The sequence below is a fragment of the Cellulosimicrobium funkei genome (assembly GCF_001019615.1).
GTDB classification, from domain to species: Bacteria; Actinomycetota; Actinomycetes; order Actinomycetales; family Cellulomonadaceae; genus Cellulosimicrobium; species Cellulosimicrobium cellulans_E.
In genome coordinates this window covers 1-20,360 of the sequence record NZ_JNBQ01000005.1, presented here as the reverse complement: position 1 = coordinate 20,360, position 20,360 = coordinate 1, and the positions used below count along the sequence as shown (strand labels likewise).

Genomic DNA, 20,360 nt, shown 5'->3' with positions numbered 1-20,360 from the left:
CGCTCGCTAGCGTGACAAGACCGACGAGGTCTCCGCAGCTCCCCCCAGTGGGCTGCGGGGACCTCCGACCGTGAAAGGCGACCATCGTGCACGTGCATCATCGAACGACCCGTTTCTCCCGCTCCCTGGCGGTCGTCGCGCTCGGCGGCGTGCTCCTGGCCGGGTGCTCGGGGGCCTCCGAGCCCGATGCGACGGCCGACGGAGGCTCGGGCCCGGCCACCGCCGAGGACCACGGCGCGCACGGCGCCCACGCCGACGAGGGCAAGGTCCCGGTCGGCCCCCTCCAGCTCCCGGCCGCCGAGTACTGGTCCGTGCTCCAGCCCGCCGACGGCCTCACGCAGGTCCGCGCGGGCGGGTGCCCCGAGGACGCGGTCTGCCCCAGCTTCGAGATCCTCACCGGCGCGGCCCTCGACGGCGTCGACCCCGCCGCGGCGCACGTGCCCGACGGCGCCACCTGCCCCGGAGGCGACGAGCTCGCCGCGCGTGCGGTCGGGGAGGCGACCGAGTCGGACGTGGAGGTCGCCGGCACACCCGCCACCTTGGCGCGCTGGACGCTCTCGTGCGTCGACGCGTCGGGCGCCGAGGTGCGCACCGTCGAGCAGCTCCAGTGGTACGTCCCGGACGCCCCCGGCGGTGCGGTGCTCGTCGTCGACCGCTGGGCCTTCGAGGGCCTGGAGTCGCGCCTGGCGGCCGGCGGCTGGGCGGCGGCCTGACCGATCGGTCCCCGTCCGGGGCGCCCCTGTCGGGACCCGACGGGCGAAGGCCTCGCACCCTTGCGGGTGCGAGGCCTTTGCCGTGCGTGCGGTGTCCGGTCAGCCCTTGCGGGTCCGGCGCGTCAGCAGGACGATCGCGACGCCGACCACGGCCAGCCCGGCGGCGATCGCGGCGTACAGGCCGACCGTCGCGCCGGTCTCCGCGAGCGTCGGGTTCTGGCTCCCGGCGACGGGGTTGTCGACCGGCGTCACGCCGGGGAGGCAGTTGCTCGTGTCCTGCGGGTACGTCACGGGGACCGTCACCTCGGGGTTCACGGCGAACGTCACGTCCACCGTGCCCGTGGCCCAGCCGTGGGTCGCGGTGTTGATCCACATGTTGTTCACGAGCTCCCAGCCCTCGTCGGCCGGCAGGTCGACGAAGCGCTCGGGATACGCGCCGGGCCACAGGACCCGTCCGCTGAGAGGCAGGTCGGCCATGACCTCGTCCTCGCCGTCCGGGTTGTGCCACGTCAGCGTCGCCGTCGTGTTCGGGGTGCCGGTGACCGAGACGCCGTAGTCGAGGTAGGAGACGCCCTCGACGCAGACGGGCGTGAGCACGTCGACCTTGATCGTGGGCTCGGGCGTCCCGGGCGGGTTCGTCGCGCACTCCGGGGTCGACGGCGGGTAGGCCACGACGGTCTCGGCCGTCGGGTTGACCTCGAAGACCACCGTCACACCCGCGCGGACCCAGTCGAACTCGTCACCGACGACCCACTCGCCGTCCACGAGGCTCCATCCGGGCCAGTCGACGGGGTTGCCCGCGCCGTCGACCTCGGCACCCGGCCAGAGCACCCGGCCTGACAGCGGCAGGCCGGACTGGACCACGTCGTCCCCGTCGGGGTTGACCCACGTGATCGTCAGCGGGTTCGCCTCGTCGTTCTCGTAGTTCTCGGGGAGCTCGAAGACGTAGTCGAGGTAGGGGACGTCGCCGTCGCACACCGGCGAGGCCACGGTGATCTCCGGGACGTACGTCTCGGGGTCGTCGGTGGCCGCGCTCGAGGAGGTCGCGACGGCGGGGACGGTCAGGAGCGCGGCGACGGCCGAGAGCGCTCCGACGAGCACCGCCCGTCCCGTGCTGCGCGGACCCTTCGAGGTACGCATGGCTTCTTCACCCGTCTCGGTTCAAGGATTGAGGAGTTCCGGTACGCAGAGAGCCCCGGAGTGCGGTCCGTGATGCACGGGGCGCCACGGGCCGGTGGCACGGGTCGAGCGACTGGCGCCAGAATAGCGAGGATCCGGGCCTGAACTGGACGGTCGTCCGGGTGAATTGTGGCCCGCCGGGGCCATCGTTATCCGGCCGTGATCTGGTGTCTCGCGGACCTCTCGGTGACGGTTCTGCCGGGCTCAGCCGCACGCCGCGACGGGCACGACCGCGAGCCCGGGCTCCGCGACGGTCGGCGTGGTCCACAGGTCGATCGTGCCGTCCGGGCCCCCGGTCCCCGGGCCCTCGGCCGGGGCCGTCACGGTGAAGGTCACGGTGGCGCTCTGCCCGGGGGCGAGCTCCACCGGGAACGAGGCCGCGCGCCGCCCGGCCACGTCGGCGACGAGCGCGCCGCTCGGCTCCTCGCCCACCCGGACCGTGCCGACGACCCCGTCGCGCGGCGGGTAGAGCACGACGATCGTGCGGACGTTCCCGGGTGCGACGCCCGAGATCCCGCCGCCCGTGACGTACCACGGCAGGCTCGTCGCGGCGTCGGCGGGCGCGGTGGACGCGAGCACGGCGCGGAACGTGTCGACCCGCCCGCCGTCCGTGCAGACGCTGCCGGAGAGCCGGACGTCCGTCGCCAGGTAGTAGCTCATCTTGCCGCCCGTGGCGTCGTTGAGGAACACGCCGACCGAGCTCACCGCGCGGTCGGCGGTGTCGACGTCTCCCGCGACGACCGTCCCCGCAAGCCGCTCCTGCTCTGCCGGGTGCGCGGACCACAGGAGCACGCGGTGCTCGGCGGCGCCCCGGGCGAGGGCGTCGCGCGCGACCCCGGGGTCCGCGGTGCCGCCGAGGAACGTCTCGAGGACGGTCGAGGCGACGGAGGCGAAGAAGGCGTCCGTCTGCTCCCCGGGCTCGAGCTGGGCGTAGGCGTCCGAGAGGAGGACCTGGACGACGTTGCCCGCGTCGAGCGCGACCGATCCCTCCCCGAACGGCACGTCGATCCCCCCCGGTGGCCTCCAGCAGGTAGGACAGCGCGACGGGGTCGATCGCGGCCACGCCGTCGAGGGTCTCGCCCTGGGACTGCTCCCACATGGTCGCGGTGAGCTCCGCGGTCGTCGGGAAGTCCGGCGTGAGCGGGGTGTCCTGCACGTACCGGCCCACGCGGTCGGTGAAGAGCTGCTCGACCCCCGGGTCCAGCGGCAGGACGGGCTCGGCGAACGGCGGGACGTCGGCCGTCGAGGCCTGACGCTCGAGCGAGACGGCGCCGTCGTCGACGGTGAGGACGGCGAGAGCTCCCGGGATGCCGCCGCCCGCGCGCAGCTCCGCGTTGTTCAACGAGACCACGAGGTACCGCCGCGGTCCGTCGGCGCCGAGCATGGCCGGACCGAGCGAGGTGAGGCGGTCGGCGGTCTGCACGACGGGACGCAGGTCGTCCGCGCGGGCGACGAGCGTCGCGTACGGCTCGGCGATCTCCCGGTGGAGCGCGGTGGGGTCGACGGCCGCGAGGCGCGCGTCGATGTCGTCGAACGCGTCCGCGGCGCGCGCGACCGCCGGCGCGGCGTCGACGAGCGGTGCGAGGTCGACGCCGCCGTCCGTGATCGTCACGCTGTCGCCCTCGATCGCGCCGAGCGCCTGCGTGAGCGACGGCAGGACGACGGCCGCGAGGTCGTCCACGGTCGCGGCGGCGGCGGAGAACGCCCGGAGGTCCTGCCCGTACACGGGGAGGTGCGCGGCGAGGGACCACAGCGGGCCGTCGGTGCTCGCGCGCGCCGTCGCGGTGAACGGCTGGACCCGCTCCAGGGCGGCGTCCGCGGTGTCGACGTCCCCGACACGCAGCGCCTCCTCGGCCGCGGGGACCTCGTCGAGGGCGCGGGTCAACGCCTCGCGCGCGGCGAGGGCGTCGCGAGCGAGCAGCGCGACGCACGCCACGAGCAGCACGGCCAGCAGGATCAGGCCCCAGCCCACCCAGCGGGTCCAGTGCCGGCCGCGGCCGCGCGGCGAGGGCGTCGCGGGCGCCCCAACCTGCTCCGACGTCGTCATGCCCCACAGCGTAGGTGCTGGGCGGTGGCAGGATCGGTGCCGTCGCGGGTGAGGTTCGGGTGAAGGACGCGCCGTGCAAGGAACGGTCCGCCCGGGACACAGAGCGGTTGACAGCCCGCCCCGCCGACGAGGAGCCGCCGTGACGACCGACGAGGGCAACGACGAGACCGACGAGGTCGCCGCCCACGACGAGGCCTGGTTCGCCGCGCTCTTCGCCGCGCACGCGACGCCGCTCTACCGCTACTTCCGCCGCCGGCTGCCGAGCGCCGCCGGTTCCGTGGGGCCCGACGCCGACGACCTCACGGCCGAGGTCCTCGCGACGGCCTGGCGGCGCCGCGAGGACGTGCCCGACGGCGCCGAGCTCCCGTGGCTGTACCGCACCGCGGGCTTCGTCCTCGCCAACCACCGGCGCAAGGCGCGGGCGGTACCGGTCGCGGAGGTGCCGGACCGTGGTGACGAGGACGCGGACGTCGAGCACGTCGTCGTGCAGGACGACGAGGTCCGGCGCGCGCTGGGCGCGCTGTCGGTCCGCGACCGGCGCATCCTCCTCCTGCACGCGTGGGAGGGCCTGGGCGGCGACGACCTGGCGGCGGTCCTCGGCACGTCGCGCGGGGGCGCCGACGCCGCGCTCTCGCGGGCCCGGGCCCGGCTGCGCGCCGCGTGGGCGGAGCAGTCGGCCCTCGCGCAAGAGTCGGGCGCCTGAGCACACATCACGGGTAGACCCGACCGGCCGCGGACTCCGCGGCACGGCCCCGCAGTACCTGGAGGGCGACATGACCAGCCACACCCCCGACCAGCCCGACGACGCCGACCTCGAGCGCCTCCGCGCCGCCGACCCGGCGGCCGGCGCCGCGCCGGACACCGGCGCCCTGGAGGCCGCGGTCCGCGACCGCGTCCCCGAGGCGTTCGCCGGCGGGGCGACGGCCGGTGCGCCTGACAGCGACCCGATCTCCGGGCCCGCGGGTGCGACGGCGACGCTCGTCGACGAGCTCGCCGAGCGCCGCGCCCGCCGCCTGCGCCGACGGGCCCCGCTCCAGGTCGCCGCGGCCGTGGCCGGCGTGCTCGTCGTCGGGGCGGGCGGCTACGCGCTCGGTGCGGGGGCGGTCGGGGCCTCGTCGGCGGGGGACTCGGCCGTCGAGTCCACCGCGCTCGCGCCCATCCAGCTCGGTGCGGCCGACGCGCCCGCCGCGGGAGACGCGGCAGGCGGGGCGGTCGCCCCGGAGAGTCTCGCCGCCGGGTCGCGCGCGACGGCGGACATGGCGTACCCCGGGCTCTGGGGCGGGCGCACGGTGTTCCACCAGGACGGGCTCTCCACGCAGGGCGCCGGCGCCGACGCGTGGGCGTACGACGCCGCGGGCGTGTACTCGCAGGAGACGGCGCGCCGCGTCGCGGACGTGCTCGGGGTCCCGGGCGAGGTGCGCGAGGACTACGGGTCGTACGTCGTGGGGTCGACCGACTGGACGGGGCCGACGGTCTCGCTCCAGGCCGACGGGCTCGCGAGCGTGAGCTTCAACGACCCGACGAAGGACCCGTGGGGCTGCGTCGTCGTGTCGCCGATGCCGGCCGAGGGCGACGAGGGCTCGGGGAGCTCCGACGCCGAGCCGGGGGCGTGCGAGGAGTCCGACCACGGCGCGCCCCCGAGCGGCGCGGACGCCGTCGACGCGCTCCGCGACGTGCTCGGGTCCCTCGGCCTGGACCCCGCCGCGTACGAGGTCGTGGCGGACGAGCAGCCGGCCGACCAGGGCGCGCCGCGGGCGACGACCGTGACCGCGTACGAGGTGGTCGAGGGGCAGCGCACCGGGACGCAGTGGAGCGCCACGTACTCCGGTGCCGGCCTCGCGTCGCTGTACGGTGGCCTCGCTCCGCGCGTCGCGATCGGCTCCTACGACGTCGTGAGCCCCGCCGAGGCGGTGGACCGCCTGGGCGACCCGCGGTTCGGCGGGGGCGGGATGATCGCCCTGGCGCGGGAGGGAGCCGCTACCGAGCTCGTGCCGGAGACCGCGCCCGCCGAGCCGGAGGCGCCGACCGTGCCGCCGACGGTCGGCGAGGGCGCCCGGTTCGCGTGGCCGGTCACGGACGTGACGATCACGGACGCGCGCCTCGGCCTCGCGGTGCAGTACCAGCCCGACGGCGCGGCGGTGCTCCTGCCCGCGTACGAGCTGTCCGACGCCGACGGGAACGTGTGGTCGGTCGTGGCCGTCGTCGACCACCAGCTCGACTTCGCGCCCGCCGGCTGACCGGGTCCACCGAAGCGGCCGGGCGGTCGCCGTCCGCGCGATGGCGACCGACCGGTTGTGTTTGTCGTACGCTTTTGCACGCTGCAAGCGTTCTGCCTCGCGAAAGTGGCCACGCTTTTGATTGACCATCGACAAAAGTGTGACTAGGGTCGCAGCAGACCGGGCGCCCACCGGGTCGGAGAGCGTTCACACGCCCTCGTCCGGGCGTGCGGTCCGACGATGGCAGGGAGGCCATCGTCGTCGTGCTCGGCGGCGCTCCGGCGCCCGCCGACGGGAACGGGAGCAACGATGCACCACTTCGCTTCTGACGGCTCGTCAGACCGCCCGGCACCGGACGCGCGCACGGGGCTCTGGCTCGTCGGCGCCCGCGGCTCCGTCGCGACCACCGCGACCCTCGGCCTCGCCGCCATCGCGGACGGGCGTGCCGCGCCGACGGGGTGCGTCACGGTCTCCGAGCCCTTCGCGTCGGCCCCGCTCCCGGCGTTCGGCGACCTCGTCGTGGGTGGCCACGACATCTCCGACGTCTCGATGGTCAAGCACGCCGAGCAGCTCGTCGAGGCCGGGATGATCGCCCCGCGCCTGCTGACCGCCGCGCACGCCGCGCTGGAGCGGGCCGACGCCGAGGTCCGGCCCGGCTACACCGCCCACCCCGCCGAGGGGTCGCCGCGCGAGTCCCAGCAGGCCGCGGCGGAGCGTCTGGCCGCGGACATCGTCGACTTCCGCGAGCGGCACGGGCTCGCGCGCGTCGTCGTCGTCGACCTCGTGTCGACCGAGCCCCTGCCCGAGCCTGGCCCCGAGCTCTCCGAGCGGGAGCTCCTGCGCGCCGCGCTCGCGGACCCGGAGCGCGCCGTGCTCCCGCCGAGCTCCGTGACCGCGTACGCCGCCCTGCTCGCGGGCGCGCCCTTCGCGGAGTTCACGCCGTCGGCGAGCATGCACCTGCCGGTGCTCCTCGAGCTCGCCGCCGAGCGCGGCGTCCCCGTCGCGGGCCAGGACGGCAAGACCGGCCAGACGTGGCTGCGCACGATCCTCGCGCCCGCCTTCGCGGCGCGCGGCCTGCGCGTCCTGTCCTGGGCCGGGGCCAACCTGCTCGGCGGCGGCGACGGCGCGACCCTCGCCGACCCGGAGGCCGTGCAGAGCAAGCTCGCGTCCAAGTCCCGCGGCCTCCAGGACCTCACGGGCAGCCAGGTCACCCCGCTGCACATCGACAACGTGCCGGACCTCGGCGACATCAAGGTCGCGTGGGACCACGTGCACGTCGAGGGCTTCCTCGGCTCCCGCCTCACGCTCCAGACCACGTGGTCGGCCTACGACTCGATGCTCGCGGCGCCGCTCGTGCTCGACCTCGCGCGCCTGCTCGCGCTCGCCGACGCCGCCGGGTACGGGGGCCCGGTCCCCGAGCTCGGGTTCTTCTTCAAGGACCCGTGGGGGAGCGACGTGCACGACTTCGCGGCGCAGACCGTGGCGCTCGCGGACTGGGTCCGCGAGGCGGCGGCCCGCGTCGGTGCCGCACCGGCCGACCGGCCGTGACCGGCTCCCTCCACGACCACCTGGACCTCGTCCGCGCACCGGCGGTCCTCTCGGTGGTCGGTGACACGCTCGCGGGCGCGGCTGCGGCCGGTCACGCGTTCACCCCGCGGCGCGCGCTGCTCCCGCTCGCGTCCGCGTGCCTGTACGCGGGCGGCATGGCGCTCAACGACTACGCCGACCGCGACCTCGACGCGGTCGAGCGGCCCGAGCGGCCGATCCCGTCCGGTCGCATCTCCGAGGGCCGCGCGCTCCGGGTGGCGGTGGGGCTCACGGCCGCGGGCGTCGGCCTTGCCGCCGCGGGCGGGGGAGCGCGGGCGCTCGCCGTCGCCGTGCCGCTCGCCGCGAGCGTCTGGACGTACGACACGGTCGCCAAGGAGCACGCCGTCGGCCCCGTCGTCATGGCCGCGTGCCGCGGGCTCGACGTCCTGCTGGGCGCGGGCGTCGGGCACCTGCGCGCCGCGCTGCCCGCCGCGGCGGGGATGGCGGTGCACACCGCGGGCGTGACGTTCGTGTCGCGCGGCGAGGTGCACGGCACGACGTCGTCCCTCGCCGCCGGCGTGGCGGCCGCCACCGCGGTGGGCGGGGCGGTCGTCGGCGTCGGGGCGCTGCGCCGTGGCCGTGGCGCCGGCCCGGGCCGCGCGACCCGCGTGGCGTCGGCGGTCGCCGGGGTCGTCGCGGCCGGTGCGTACCTCGCGACAGCGCTGCCTCGTCAGGTGGACGCCGCGATCACGCCGTCCGCGGGCAACGCCTTCGCGGCGACGAAGGCCGGGATCCGCGCGATGCTGCCGCTCCAGGCCGCGTGGGCGGCGCGCGGCGGGAGCCTCGCGTCGGTGGGCGTGCTCGCGGGCGTCGAGGTCGCGGGCCGGCTCCTGCGCCGGGCCGGCCGCGGGCGCGCCGAGATGAGCGAGACGTGAGCGCGCACGAGACCCGGCAGGGGATGCCCTTCACGCTCGGGTACGGCACCAACGGCTTCACGGACCACCCGCTCGACGTCGCGCTCGACGTGCTGGAGCACGAGGGCTACGGCGCCGTCGCGCTCACGCTCGGCTTCCCGCACCTCGACCCGTTCGCGGACGGCTGGCGCCCGGAGGTCGACGCGCTGCGCGCGCGCCTCGCCACGCTGCGCGGCGGCGCGGGGATGCAGGTCGTCGTCGAGACGGGCACGCGGTTCCTGCTCGACCCGTACCGCAAGCACCGGCCCACGCTCGTGGACGCCGAGGCCGACGCCCGGCTGCGCTTCCTGCGCCGCGCGGTCGAGGTCGCGGCCGCGCTCGACGCCGAGTGCGTGTCCTTCTTCTCCGGCGTCCTGCCCGACGGCGCGTCCCCGGCCGAGGGCTGGGCGCTCCTGCGCGACCGCCTGCCCGGCCTCGTCGAGCACGCCCGCGACCACGGCGTGCGCCTCTCGCTCGAGCCGGAGCCGGGGATGCTCGTCGAGACCGTCGGCGACGCCCTGCGGCTGCGCGACGAGCTCGGCGGCGACGCGGGCGACCTGGCGGACCTGGGCGTGACCGTCGACGTGGGGCACTGCCTCGTCGTGGAGCCCGACGGCGTCGTGGGCGCGCTGCGCGCCGCCGCGCCGTACCTGGCGAACGTGCAGCTCGACGACATGCCGCGCACGCACCACGAGCACCGCCCGTTCGGCGAGGGCGAGATCGACCTGCCGCTCGTGCTCGCGACCCTCGCCGACGTCGGGTACACCGGCGTCGCCGCGGTCGAGCTGCCCCGCCACTCGTACGACGCCCCCGGCCTCGCGCACCGCAGCATGACAGCGCTGGAGCAGGCCTGGGACCGACGCTCCGTGGCGCCCGCGTCCGAACAGGAACCACCCGTCTCCGACCACCCCCAGGAGGTGCCATGACCGAGCCAGCCCCCGCCGCCCCCGCGGCCCAGGACGGCGCGACCACCGAGGGCGAGCGCTGGCTCGCCGAGGCGCGCGCCGCCGTCGAGCAGGACCCCGCGGCCGTGTCCCGCGCGTTCGCGCTCGCCGGTCGCAAGGTCGGCCGCACACCGGTCCGTCCCGAGACCGACCCCGCCGGGATCGTCCACGGTACCGTCGACGACGGCGCGCGCGCCGCGCTCGTGGTCGCCCTCGCCGAGGCCGTCGGACGCCGCGGGTCGGACGCCGACGCCGCGCTCGCCGCGCGTCTCGCCGACCTGTACCAGCACGGCGACACCGCCGAGCGGCGCGGCGTCCTGCGCGGGCTCGACGCGCTCACCGAGCGCGGGGCGCTCGCGGGCGACTCCGCGGCCTCGGTCGTCGCCGTCGGGCGCGACCTCGCCGCCGACGCGCTGCGCACCAACGACCAGAGCCTCGTCGCCGCGGCGGTCGGGCCGTTCGCGGCCGCGCACCTCGACCAGCACGCGTGGCGGCACGCGGTGCTCAAGCTCGTGTTCATGGGCGTGAGCCTCGACGCCGTCGCCGGCCTCGACGACCGCGCGGACGACGAGGTCGCGCGCATGGCACGCGACTTCGCCGCGGAGCGCCGCGCCGCGGGCCGCGTCGTGCCCGACGACGTCGCCCGTCTCGCCCCTGACGTCACCACCGGGAGGACCGCCTGATGCGCATCTTCGACCCCCACATCCACATGACCAGCCGCACGACGGACGACTACGAGGCGCTGTACGCGGCGGGAGTGCGGGCGCTCGTGGAGCCGGCGTTCTGGCTCGGCCAGCCGCGCACGAGCGTGGGGTCGTTCCTCGACTACTTCGACGCGCTCCTGGGCTGGGAGCGGTTCCGGGCCGCGCAGTTCGGCATCCGCCACCACGCGACGATCGCCCTCAACCCCAAGGAGGCGAACGACGCGCGCTGCCGCGAGGTGCTCGACGAGATCCCGCGCTACCTGCTCAAGGACGGCGTCGTGGCCGTCGGCGAGGTCGGGTACGACTCGATGACGCCCGAGGAGGACGAGGTGTTCTCCCGCCAGCTCCAGATGGCGCGCGACGTCGAGCTGCCGGTCCTCGTGCACACCCCGCACCGCGACAAGCTCGCGGGCACGCGCCGCACGCTCGACGTCGTGCGCGAGTCCGGGGTGCCGTCCGAGCACGTGCTCGTCGACCACCTCAACGAGACGAACGTGGCGCTCGTGCTCGACGCCGGCGCGTGGGCCGGGTTCTCGATCTACCCGGACACCAAGATGGACGAGGACCGCATGGTCGCGATCCTCCAGGAGCACGGCACCGACCGGATGATCGTCAACTCCGCGGCGGACTGGGGGCGGTCCGACCCGCTCAAGACGCTCAAGACCGGCCGCGCGATGCTCGCCGCCGGGTTCACCGAGGACGACGTCGACAAGGTGCTGTGGCGCAACCCCGTCGAGTTCTACGGGCAGTCCGGCAACCTCGTGCTCGACCCGGTGCCGGGCTTCGTCGAGGGCGACCTCCCGACGCCCGGCGTCGAGTTCGAGGGCTCGTCCGTGCTGCGCGGCGTGCGGGCGTAGGGCGGCACCACCGTGCTGTTGTCGTACTGCACCAACGTCCACCCCGCCGAGGACCTCGACGGGGTCGTCGAGCAGCTCGTGACCTACGCAGGCCCGGTCCGCGCGGCCGCTGGGCTCGACGTCCTCGGGGTCGGGCTCTGGATGCCCGCGACGCTCGCGCACCGGCTCGCCGCGTCGCCGGCCGACCGGGCGTGGCTGCGCGCCGTCCTCGACGAGCAAGGTCTTCAGGTCCACACGCTCAACGCGTTCCCGTACGGCGGGTTCCACGCGGACGTCGTCAAGCTCGACGTCTACACGCCCACGTGGGCGCAGCCCGAGCGGCTCGCGTACACGCTCGAGTGCGCCGAGGTCCTGGCCGACCTCCTGCCCGACGGCGCGGCGGGCTCGATCTCGACCCTCCCGCTCGCGTGGCGCGAGCTGTGGTCCGCGGCCGACGACGACGCGGCGACCCGCGCGTTCGTCGCCCTGGGCGCGGGGTTGCGCGACCTGCGCCAGCGAACAGGGAAGGTAGTGCGCGTCGCGGTCGAGCCGGAGCCCGGCTGCGTGCTGGACACGGTGGACGACGTCGTGGCCTGGCTCGCGGCGCGCACCGAGGGCGGCGGGATCGCGGCGGGCGCCGGGGAGGAGCGGATCGACCCCGAGCACGTCGGGGTGTGCCTCGACACGTGCCACCTCGCGGTGTCCTTCGCGGACCGGCGCGCGGGGACGGCCGCCACGGTGCGCCGCATCACGGACGCCGGGCTGCGCGTGGTCAAGGTGCAGGCGTCGGCGGCGTTGCACGTCGACGACCCGTCCGACCCGGCCGCGCGCGCGGCCGTCGGCGCGTTCGCCGAGAAGCGCTACATCCACCAGGTGCGCGAGCTCACGGCGGCGGGCGACGTCCTCGCCGCCGACGACCTGCCCGACGCCCTGGGCGAGGCGTCCGCGCCTGACGCGGGGGACGCCGTCGGGCACGCGCTGCCGGGGGAGGGGCCGTGGCGCGTGCACTTCCACGTGCCGCTGCACCACGAGCCCGCCGCCCCGCTCGCCGCGACGACCGACGTCCTGCGCGACGCCGTCGACGCCGTGCGGGCGGCCCCGCACGGCGACGAGGCGCACCTCGACGTCGAGACGTACACGTGGTCGGTGCTCCCGGAGGGTGCGGCGACCGACTCGCTCGTCGCCGGCATCGCGGCCGAGCTCCGCTGGGCCACCACCCACCTCACCGCCGACACCGACCTCACCACCAGGAGGACCGCATGAAGCCCGTGCTGCTGCTCGACGTCGTCGGGCTCACCTCGACCGCGCTCGCGCACATGCCGCGACTGCGCCAGCTCGCCGCGAGCGGCTGGCAGTCCGAGCTCGCGACGGTCCTGCCCGCGGTGACGTGCAGCGTCCAGGCCACGATGACGACGGGGCTCAGCCCGTCGCAGCACGGGATCGTCGGGAACGGCTGGTACTTCCGCGAGCTCGGCGACGTGTACCTGTGGCGGCAGCACGCCCGGCTCGTCGAGGGCGAGAAGCTGTGGGAGGCCGCGCGTCGGGCGCGCCGCGAGTACTCGTCGGCGAACGTCTGCTGGTGGTACGCGATGGGCATGTCGACGGACGTCACCGTCACGCCGCGCCCGATCTACCACGCCGACGGCCGCAAGTCCCCCGACGCGTACGTGCGCCCTCCGGCGCTGCACGACGACCTCGTGGGCCGGTTCGGCGAGTTCCCCCTGTTCACGTACTGGGGCCCGACGGCGGACATCTCGTCCTCGCGGTGGATCGTCGACGCGACGCGGCACGTGCTGCGCACGCACGCCCCGGACCTCACGATGGCGTACGTCCCGCACCTCGACTACGACCTCCAGCGGTTCGGACCGACGTCGCCGCAGGCCGACGCCGCCGCGGCCGAGCTCGACGCGACCCTCGCCCCGCTGCTCGACGACGCCGCGAACCAGGGCGTGACCGTCCTCGTGGTCTCCGAGTACGGCATCGCGGACGCCGACCGGCCGGTGCACCTCAACCGCATCCTGCGCCGCGAGGGCCTGCTCGAGGTCTACGTGCAGGACGGCAAGGAGCAGCTCGACCCGTGGACGTCGCGCGCGTTCGCGGTCGCGGACCACCAGGTCGCGCACGTCTACCTGGGCGACCAGCACGACCCCGCGCTCCAGCGGCGCGTCACCGACCTGCTGCGGGGGATCCCCGGGGTCGACGAGGTGCTCGACCGCGAGGCGCAGGCTCGGTACGGCCTCGACCACGAGCGCTCCGGCGACCTCGTCGTCGTCGCTGAGCCGGGGGCCTGGTTCACGTACTACTTCTGGCTCGACGACGCGCGGGCGCCGGAGTACGCGCGCGGCGTCGACATCCACCGCAAGCCCGGCTACGACCCCGCCGAGCTGTTCTTCGACCCGGCGGACAAGCTCGCCAAGGCGAAGGCCGGCCTCAACCTCGTCAAGAAGAAGGTCGGCCTGCGGTACGCCATGAGCACCGTCCCGCTCGACGCGTCGTACGTGAAGGGCTCCCACGGCCGCCTGCCCGACTCCTCGGCCGACACCCCGCTCGTGCTGTGCTCCGACGGCGAGGTCCCGGCGTCGGTCGCAGGGGTCGTGGAGAGCGGGAGCGGGCAGGTCCCGGCGGCGGCGATCAAGGGCCTGGTGCTCGAGCTCCAAGGCCTCGGCGTCCGCGTCTGACCCGCAGCCCGTGAGCCTGCCGTCCCCCGGCCACGACGCCGAGCCCGGGACCTCTCCTCCGCGACGGCCGCCGCTGAGGAGCGGTCCCGGGCTCGGCGCGGCCGTCAGTCCTCGTCGTCGTCCGGGAGGGCGACGAGGAGGTCGAGGTGCAGGCCGAGCACCGTGCCGTCGGCCGCGACGGTGCGCACGAGCGGGTAGAAGCCGTCGCCCCAGCCGGAGTGCGAGAGCACGACGTTCTCGCCCTCCTGGGCACCCGGGAGCAGGATGTTCGCCGACCCCTCGCGCAGGTGGTCGGGTGAGTCGGTGAGCGCGAACCAGCTCGTGTCCGTGCCGTCGTCGAACACCTCGTCGTACCAGTCGCCGTCGGGCATGAGCCGCGCGACGGCGTCCGCGTCCGCGAACGCGACCGTCCCGGCGTCCACGGGCACGCCGTAGGCGGCCCCGGCCTCGGGAGGCCCGTCGGCGCCCTCGGGGACGACCGGCTCGACGGCCGCCACCTCGCCCTCGGCGAGCACGACGCTCAGGTACGCCTCGCGCAGGTGGGAGCCGTCCTGCTCGTCGGAGACGTCGGCGACGGTGACGCGCACGGGGTACCGGCCCGGCTCGACCTGCACGACGAGACCCTCGCCGAGCAGCGTGAACGGGTCGGACGCCTCGAGCCGGCCGCTGGGCAGGACGAGCTCGCCCAGGTCGTGCACGGCGAGGCGCAGGCCGGGGCCTCCGGCGGGCCCCGTCCCCGCGGCGGGGCCGGTGCGCAGGGCGAAGAACGTGTCAGGGGTGGGGAAGTCGCTCACGCCGCGAGCGTAGCCGCCGGAGCCGACGTGCCGCCCGGGGAGACGCCGCTGTGCCCGCGGCGCGGAGCCGGGCATCATGGCCCGATGCCGCTGACCACCGACGACGACCCTCGCCACCTGGACCGCGACTGGATCTGGCGCATGCTCTCGACCGAGGTCTACTGGCACCGCTGGCGGGAACGCGCGGACGTGGAGCGGCAGATCGACGGCGCCTGGCGGGTCGTCGGCGTCTACGACGGAGCGACCGGTCGCCAGCTCGGGTTCGCGCGAGCCGTGTCGGACGGCGTGAACGACGCCTACCTCGCGGACGTGGTGGTCGACCCGGCGTCGCGCGGTCGCGGTGTCGGCACGCTCCTGGTGCGCACGATGATCGACGACGGCCCCGGGGCGCGGTTCCGTTGGACGTTGTTCACCGACGACGCCCACGGGCTCTACGCGAAGTTCGGCTTCCAGACGCCCGACCGCACGGCGATGGTGCGCCCCGGCACGCGGCATCTCGCGCCCTGACGCGGCGAGGGCCGCCACCCGGTCTCGGATGGCGGCCCTCGCCGCGTGCGTGCGACTGCTGCTGACGGCCGCTGACGACTACGAGCAGCTCAGCGCCTCGTAGTCGGCGTCGTAGGTCGTCGTGACCTCCTCGCCGTCGACCTCGGCGGTGAGGGTCGCGGTCACGGACCCGGCGTCGAACGACGCCGCGCGCGACGAGAACGACTGGTAGGCGTTCTTGCCGTCCTTGACGTTCGGGAACGTCTTCTCGCCGTACGGCGTGGTCACCACGACGTCGGCCGTCGCGCCCGACTCGTTGAGCACGCGGACCGCGACGTGCGCCTTGCCGCCGAGGCAGCGCGCCTCGGCGGTGACCGTCGCGTCGACGACGGCGGACGTCGTGACGTCCACGGTCTGCCAGCGCTTGGTCGGCGTCGCGTTGTGCAGGTGCAGCAGCAGGAGCTTGCCGCTGCCCGCCTCGGCCGCGGCCTCCGAGCGGTGCACCGGGATCGACGTGTCGTCGGCCCCGACGAACAGGAGCTGGTCGCCGCCGTCGAACCAGTAGGCCGGGTCGTACGGGTCGCCCGTGAACTTCTGCGTGGCGTCGACGAGCTGGTCGGCGGCCTGCGAGTACGGCGAGTACGTGAGGACCTGGAAGGTCGGCACGTCGCCCTCCTCGATGCCGAGCGACCCGATGCCGACGGGGAGGACGACGACGTTGTTGTCGAACACCGAGGTGTCGACGTTCCCCCACACGGAGTTGATCGGCTGGAGGTCGACGTTGTCGCCGGCCTCGTACGCCGTCCCGTCCGGAGCGGTCCAGTCCTTGAGGGTGAACGTCGCCGCGAGGGTCAGGTCCGTCTCGCTGTTGTACTTGATCGCCGCGACCTCGAAGTCCGCGGTGCCGTCGGAGTCGACGTCCACCTCGACCGCCGGGATCGAGACCGAGCCGAGGCTCGCCCACTCGCCGTCGACCGCGACGCCGATGCCGATGACGCCGTCGGCGGGGTCGCCGCCGTCCGCCGCGACCTGCGGCGCCGTCGACGTGAAGCCGACCGCGCGCACGTCGGCCGCCGCGATGGCCGACGCCGAGGCGCCGACCGCCGCGTCCGCCTCGAGGCGCGGACTCGTCGTCTTGAGCTCGAACGGCGCGACGAGCGAGTACCAGCCGCCCGAGGCCACGCCCCGGCCGTCGAGGTCGAGGTCGGCGGTGGTCGCCGAGCCCGGGAAGGCGACGGCGTTGCCGGAGAGGTCGCTCACGAGCTTGGGCGACGCCTGGACCGGGACGCGCAGCGCGGTGCCGCCGTCGGTCGGGGTGAGGACGACGCGACCGCTGACCGAGGACACGTAGTCGCGCGGCACGCCGAGGCCGGAGTCGTCCGACGACGTCGGGTCGAGCTCCTTGGCGAGCGTCGCCGGGTCCGCGGTGAGCGTCACGGTGACGACCGTGCGCTGACCCGCGGGGACGGTGACCGACGCCGGGGTGACGGACACGGTCGCGCCGCCCGCGGTGCTCGACTGCGCGAAGCTCGTCGCGTACGTCTTCGGGGCGTCGCCCGTGTTCTGCACGGTCACGGTCTTGCGCACGGTCACGGTGTCCTTGCCGACCGGCACGACGCCGAACGCCACGGACACCTGGTCGGAGTCCTGCGACGCGTAGGCGAGCGTCGTGTTCCCGACCGCGTCGACGGCGTCGACGCGCCCGGATCCCACGCGCTCGGGGCCGTAGGCGGTGCCCGTGCCCGACGGCCCGGTGAAGACGTCGTGCGTCGCGGTGTTCATGACCGACGCCTTGACCTCGGCCGGCGCCCAGCCCGGGTGGGCCTCCTTGACGAGCGCCGCGATGCCCGCGACGTGCGGGGTGGCCATGGAGGTGCCGGACTTGATGCTCGCCCCGTCCAGGTGACCCGACGCGACGGACGCGATCCCCGTGCCGGGGGCCGCGACGTCGGGCTTGGCGATGCCGAGCGAGCCGTGCACGCCGCGCGACGACCCGCTGTTGAGCGTGTCGCCGATCTCCGGGATCGAGACGAACGACGACAGCGCGAACGACGGGCCGATGGTCATCGTGACCTCGCCGGCCTCGATCGCCGGGCGCAGCGCGTCGTGGCTCGCGGCCGTGAGCTGGGCGCCGGGGATGCCCGCGTTGCCCGCGATGCCGGCGACGAACGACGGGAGCTCGGAGGACAGCAGCACGCCGACCGCGCCCGCGGCCTGCGCGTTGTTGAACCGCGCGGCGCTGCCGCACGCGCGCGTCGCGTCGTTGTCGTCCCAGTAGAGGAACGCGATCTTGCCCGCGACGGCCGCCGCCTGCTCGGGCGTGAACGCCTGGCACCCGGAGAAGTCGTCCGCGACGAACGCGACCGGGGCGGTCACGTCCGCGCCGCCCGCGTAGTCCTGGGAGTTCTGGGCGGGGTACTCGCCCGCGAGCGACTCTGGCGCGTCGACGCGCACCGCGTCGAACGTCTGGGTGTCGCCGACGGAGTTCGCGACCGTGAGGGCGGTGCGCGCGTTGCCGGGCGAGCCGCCGACGTCGGTCACGTCGCCCGCGTTGCCCGACGCGATGACGGACAGCGTGCCCAGGCGCGAGAGCTGGTCGATGAAGAGGTTCTCCGGGTCGTCCGCGGGCGAGCCGTCCGAGCCCAGGGAGAGGTTGACGATGTCGAGGCGGTCGGACAGGTCGCCGTCGCCGTTCGGGTCGGCCGCCCACTCGAGCGCGTCGACGACGACGCCCGTCGAGCCGCCGAGGTCGCCGAACACCTTGAGCGCGTACAGGCCCGCCTCGGGCGCCGAGCCCGGGCCGACCTGCCAGTCGGAGATGTCGGTCAGCGTGGAGTAGTCGCCGTCGAACGTCTCGCCGTCCGCGGTGACGCCGTACGCCGCCGTCGTGCCGGCCACGTGCGAGCCGTGGCCCGAGCCGACCGAGTCGAGCGAGTCGATCGGGTTCTCGTCGGGCGTCGGCACGAGCGTCGTGCCGGGGACGGTGCCGCTCGCGTCGTAGTCGTAGCCCGCGAAGTCGTGCCCGCCGAGGAACTTCAGCTCGTCGAACGTCCCGTCGGGGACCGGGCCGGTGCCGCGGTCGCCGTAGGCCTCGTCGAACGCCTCCTGGGTGCCGGGGCCGCCGAACGCCTTGTGCGTGTAGTCGATGCCCGTGTCGATGATGCCGATGCGCACGCCCTCGCCGGTGAGGCCGGTGCTCTGCCACGTCTCGAGCGCCCGCGTGAACACGTCCGTGCCCTTGTTCGCGGGCTTCTTGGGGACGATCCGGTAGACCGTGACGACCGAGGCGTCGCGCGCGAGGTCGCGCACCCGGGCCGCGTCGCCCGTGACGACGACGCCCGCGACGAGCGTGCTGGTCACCGACACCTGCTGCGGGTCGCGTGCGCCGGCGCTACGGGCGGTCGCCTGCTGCGGGACGACGTCGTCCGCGAGCGCTGCGACCTCCTGCGCGTTGGCCTCGACCTCGTCCGGCGACGCGCCCTGCGCCGTGAGGTCGACCGCCGACGGCGCGTCGAGCTCGACGAACGCCGTCACCGTGCCGCGCGCGGTGGCGAGCGACGGGGCGACCTTGTCGGTCGGGGCCAGGGACGAGCCCGACTGCACCCCGAGGGAGTCCCCGGGGTCGGGCGGCGGGTCCGCGACAGCAGGTGCGGCGGCCGCGGCGACGACGGCGAGGCTCGCGGCGGCAGCGGTCAGCGACACGGGTAGAGAACGGTGCTTCATCGACACTCATCTCCCCGGCAGGGCCGGTTCGGCGAAGGGTTCGTGGATGGGTCCTTCCCAGCGGTCTCGCCCGGGTGGGACGGAGGCCACCCGAGCACGGTAACGAACGAGCGCCCGACCTGCCCAGCGGCGGGTGCGGAGGCCGGCGACGAGCCGGAGACAACGGGCACCGCACGCTCTACGATGCGGGCGGGGTCACAGGACGTGGCCGTCCTGTGGGAGTCCCCTTCCCGCGGCAGGTCCACGGGGTGCGAACCCGGGGGCGTGGCCCACGCAGAAGGAGAAACCATGACCAGATCCTCGCTCCGCGTCCTGTCCGCCGCGCTCGTCGCCGGACTCGCCCTCAGCGCCGCCGCGGCAGCGCCGGCCCTCGCGTCGGAGCCCGACCTGCGGGTCGTGACCTGGGACCGCGGCGCCGACCCCGCCGCCGACGCTCAGGTCTCGACCGGCGAGAGCTGCGCGGTCGAGGCGCAGCCGCTCCTTCCGGGCCAGGATCCCGACACGCTCCCGCCCGCGCCCGAGGTGTGCTTCGGCTCGCTCGAGGAGGCGCTCGAGTTCGTCTCGGGCGGCGACGTCGCCTCGTCGCGGCTCGCCGACGCGACGCCGGCGGAGGTCGAGGGTGTGGTCTCGGAGCTCAACGCGTCGGCGTCGTCGGCCCCGGCCGGGCAGCGCCTCGCCGGGACGGAGCGCGCCACCACCGCTGCCGCCAGCTCGCTCGTCCTGGGCGTGCTGTGGCGCGACGCGAACTACAAGGGCGCGTCCAAGGTGCTCTACGGGTCGGGCACCAACGGGTGCTACACCGGCTCGACCTACGGCTTCCCGAACCTCGCGAACCTGCTCATGAACAACGTCGTCACCTCCGCGACGACCTACGCAGGCTGCTGGGTGACCCTCTACGACTCCTACAGCTACGCGGGTGCCAAGAAGAACTGCACGCCGCACTGCGCGACGCTGGGCACGTTCGACAACAAGGCGTCCTCGGTCGTCTACCGCCCCGTGGGCCAGCTCGGCTGAGACGTCACGCGGCACCGCCGGGCACGTCGCTGGACCAGCGGCGGGCGCGACCGGCGCCGAGCCGGGCCGGGCTCACCTCGCGCACGGTGACACGGCGACCCAGCAGGTGCCCGACGGCGTCGCCCGCAGTCCGCGCGGCCCGCGCCCCGGCGTCGCCCGGGACGTCGGGGACGACGTCGAGCACGACGCTCCCGTCGGCGGACTGGTGGAGCTGCCACGCGGCCATGCCGTGGGCCTGGAGGTGCTGGGCGGCGTCGACGGACGGCACCCACGCGCCGTCGGGCCGCAGGTAGCGCACGGGAGACCGGCCCTCGAGGTCGTGCAGCTCGACCCGCTCCCCGCGCCGCACGATCCGCGCGCGGTCGCCGGTGCGGTAGCGCAGGAGCGGCAGGTACGGGTTCTCGTCGACCGTGACGACGACCTCGCCGAGGCCGCCGTCGGGGACCGGGGCCCCGTCGTCGTCGAGGACCTCGACCCAGACGCGCCGCCCCGCGACGACCACGAACGGCCCCGCGTCGGTGCGGGCCGCGACCGCGCCCGTCTCGC

At 75.2% G+C, this 20,360-nt stretch carries 16 protein-coding genes and 2 pseudogenes; 12 read left to right on the top strand and 6 right to left on the bottom strand.

Annotated features, from left to right (window positions below; translation table 11 throughout):
* The first annotated feature begins 92 nt into the window (after nucleotides 1-92).
* Nucleotides 93-713: a hypothetical protein gene (locus FB00_RS07185; RefSeq protein ID WP_156186331.1), complete on the top strand. Its 621-nt coding sequence runs from the start codon at nucleotides 93-95 to the stop codon at nucleotides 711-713.
* 99 nt (nucleotides 714-812) lie between these two features.
* Here the strand turns inward: FB00_RS07185 and FB00_RS21020 are convergent, their stop codons facing one another.
* The 3 genes and pseudogenes from FB00_RS21020 to FB00_RS23210 form a co-directional block, all read right to left on the bottom strand.
* Nucleotides 813-1,853, bottom strand: coding sequence for a hypothetical protein (locus FB00_RS21020; RefSeq protein ID WP_052877525.1), 1,041 nt, complete (start codon nucleotides 1,851-1,853; stop codon nucleotides 813-815).
* A gap of 243 nt (nucleotides 1,854-2,096) precedes the next feature.
* Nucleotides 2,097-2,894 (bottom strand): hypothetical protein, encoded by a 798-nt coding sequence (locus FB00_RS22670; protein ID WP_052877524.1) that lies wholly within the window; start codon nucleotides 2,892-2,894, stop codon nucleotides 2,097-2,099.
* Nucleotides 2,895-2,916: 22 nt separating this feature from the next.
* Nucleotides 2,917-3,276 (bottom strand): annotated as a pseudogene (locus tag FB00_RS23210) (DUF4012 domain-containing protein); the annotation flags it as partial.
* Between the two features lie 802 nt (nucleotides 3,277-4,078).
* Here FB00_RS23210 and FB00_RS07170 point away from each other — a divergent pair.
* From FB00_RS07170 to FB00_RS07130, 9 genes are all read left to right on the top strand, one after another.
* Nucleotides 4,079-4,642 carry an RNA polymerase sigma factor gene (locus FB00_RS07170; protein ID WP_047232235.1) on the top strand — a complete coding sequence of 188 codons (564 nt, stop codon included), beginning with the start codon at nucleotides 4,079-4,081 and terminating at the stop codon, nucleotides 4,640-4,642.
* A gap of 70 nt (nucleotides 4,643-4,712) precedes the next feature.
* The gene (locus FB00_RS07165) at nucleotides 4,713-6,176 is read left to right on the top strand and encodes a hypothetical protein (RefSeq protein WP_047232234.1); all 1,464 of its coding nucleotides are present in this window, start codon (nucleotides 4,713-4,715) and stop codon (nucleotides 6,174-6,176) included.
* 288 nt (nucleotides 6,177-6,464) lie between these two features.
* The gene (locus FB00_RS07160; protein WP_047232233.1) at nucleotides 6,465-7,703 is read left to right on the top strand and encodes an inositol-3-phosphate synthase; all 1,239 of its coding nucleotides are present in this window, start codon (nucleotides 6,465-6,467) and stop codon (nucleotides 7,701-7,703) included.
* The gene (locus tag FB00_RS07155; protein ID WP_047232232.1) at nucleotides 7,700-8,617 is read left to right on the top strand and encodes an SCO3242 family prenyltransferase; all 918 of its coding nucleotides are present in this window, start codon (nucleotides 7,700-7,702) and stop codon (nucleotides 8,615-8,617) included. Before FB00_RS07160 ends, FB00_RS07155 begins: the two co-directional genes overlap by 4 nt.
* Nucleotides 8,614-9,561: a sugar phosphate isomerase/epimerase family protein gene (locus tag FB00_RS07150; protein ID WP_231581760.1), complete on the top strand. Its 948-nt coding sequence runs from the start codon at nucleotides 8,614-8,616 to the stop codon at nucleotides 9,559-9,561. Before FB00_RS07155 ends, FB00_RS07150 begins: the two co-directional genes overlap by 4 nt.
* Nucleotides 9,558-10,262: an EboA domain-containing protein gene (locus FB00_RS07145; protein ID WP_052877522.1), complete on the top strand. Its 705-nt coding sequence runs from the start codon at nucleotides 9,558-9,560 to the stop codon at nucleotides 10,260-10,262. Before FB00_RS07150 ends, FB00_RS07145 begins: the two co-directional genes overlap by 4 nt.
* Nucleotides 10,262-11,140: a TatD family hydrolase gene (locus FB00_RS07140; protein WP_047232231.1), complete on the top strand. Its 879-nt coding sequence runs from the start codon at nucleotides 10,262-10,264 to the stop codon at nucleotides 11,138-11,140. Before FB00_RS07145 ends, FB00_RS07140 begins: the two co-directional genes overlap by 1 nt.
* A 12-nt stretch (nucleotides 11,141-11,152) precedes the next feature.
* Complete coding sequence (gene eboE, locus FB00_RS07135; RefSeq protein WP_197088768.1) at nucleotides 11,153-12,382, top strand: metabolite traffic protein EboE; 1,230 nt, start codon at nucleotides 11,153-11,155, stop codon at nucleotides 12,380-12,382.
* Nucleotides 12,379-13,797, top strand: coding sequence for an alkaline phosphatase family protein (locus tag FB00_RS07130; protein WP_047232230.1), 1,419 nt, complete (start codon nucleotides 12,379-12,381; stop codon nucleotides 13,795-13,797). The genes eboE and FB00_RS07130 overlap by 4 nt, the downstream gene beginning before the upstream one ends.
* 104 nt (nucleotides 13,798-13,901) lie before the next feature.
* Here FB00_RS07130 and FB00_RS21005 read toward each other — a convergent pair whose 3' ends face one another.
* Nucleotides 13,902-14,591, bottom strand: a complete 690-nt coding sequence (locus FB00_RS21005) for a DUF4241 domain-containing protein (protein ID WP_197088767.1) — start codon at nucleotides 14,589-14,591, stop codon at nucleotides 13,902-13,904.
* A gap of 84 nt (nucleotides 14,592-14,675) precedes the next feature.
* Here FB00_RS21005 and FB00_RS07120 point away from each other — a divergent pair, with 84 nt between their 5' ends.
* A complete protein-coding gene (locus tag FB00_RS07120) occupies nucleotides 14,676-15,098 on the top strand; it encodes a GNAT family N-acetyltransferase (RefSeq protein ID WP_047232229.1) in 423 nt (140 codons plus the stop codon).
* 78 nt (nucleotides 15,099-15,176) lie between these two features.
* On the opposite strand, the gene FB00_RS07115 is transcribed toward FB00_RS07120, so the two are convergent.
* Nucleotides 15,177-18,800 (bottom strand): S8 family peptidase, encoded by a 3,624-nt coding sequence (locus tag FB00_RS07115; protein WP_156186330.1) that lies wholly within the window; start codon nucleotides 18,798-18,800, stop codon nucleotides 15,177-15,179.
* 288 nt (nucleotides 18,801-19,088) lie between these two features.
* On the opposite strand from FB00_RS07115, the gene FB00_RS07110 reads away from it, so the two are divergent.
* Nucleotides 19,089-19,814, top strand: coding sequence for a hypothetical protein (locus FB00_RS07110; protein WP_047232228.1), 726 nt, complete (start codon nucleotides 19,089-19,091; stop codon nucleotides 19,812-19,814).
* 4 nt (nucleotides 19,815-19,818) lie between these two features.
* Here the strand turns inward: FB00_RS07110 and FB00_RS22290 are convergent.
* A pseudogene (locus FB00_RS22290) lies at nucleotides 19,819-20,360 on the bottom strand (AMP-dependent synthetase); the annotation flags it as partial.

Coding starts and splice junctions, on each gene's coding strand:
- FB00_RS07110 (WP_047232228.1), top strand. CDS start 19,089: ATGACCAGATCCTCGCTCCGCGTCCTGTCCGCCGCGCTCGTCGCCGGA.
- FB00_RS07145 (WP_052877522.1), top strand. CDS start 9,558: ATGACCGAGCCAGCCCCCGCCGCCCCCGCGGCCCAGGACGGCGCGACC.
- FB00_RS21020 (WP_052877525.1), bottom strand. CDS start 1,853: ATGCGTACCTCGAAGGGTCCGCGCAGCACGGGACGGGCGGTGCTCGTC.
- FB00_RS07140 (WP_047232231.1), top strand. CDS start 10,262: ATGCGCATCTTCGACCCCCACATCCACATGACCAGCCGCACGACGGAC.
- FB00_RS07130 (WP_047232230.1), top strand. CDS start 12,379: ATGAAGCCCGTGCTGCTGCTCGACGTCGTCGGGCTCACCTCGACCGCG.
- FB00_RS07165 (WP_047232234.1), top strand. CDS start 4,713: ATGACCAGCCACACCCCCGACCAGCCCGACGACGCCGACCTCGAGCGC.
- FB00_RS07120 (WP_047232229.1), top strand. CDS start 14,676: ATGCCGCTGACCACCGACGACGACCCTCGCCACCTGGACCGCGACTGG.
- FB00_RS07115 (WP_156186330.1), bottom strand. CDS start 18,800: ATGAAGCACCGTTCTCTACCCGTGTCGCTGACCGCTGCCGCCGCGAGC.
- FB00_RS07160 (WP_047232233.1), top strand. CDS start 6,465: ATGCACCACTTCGCTTCTGACGGCTCGTCAGACCGCCCGGCACCGGAC.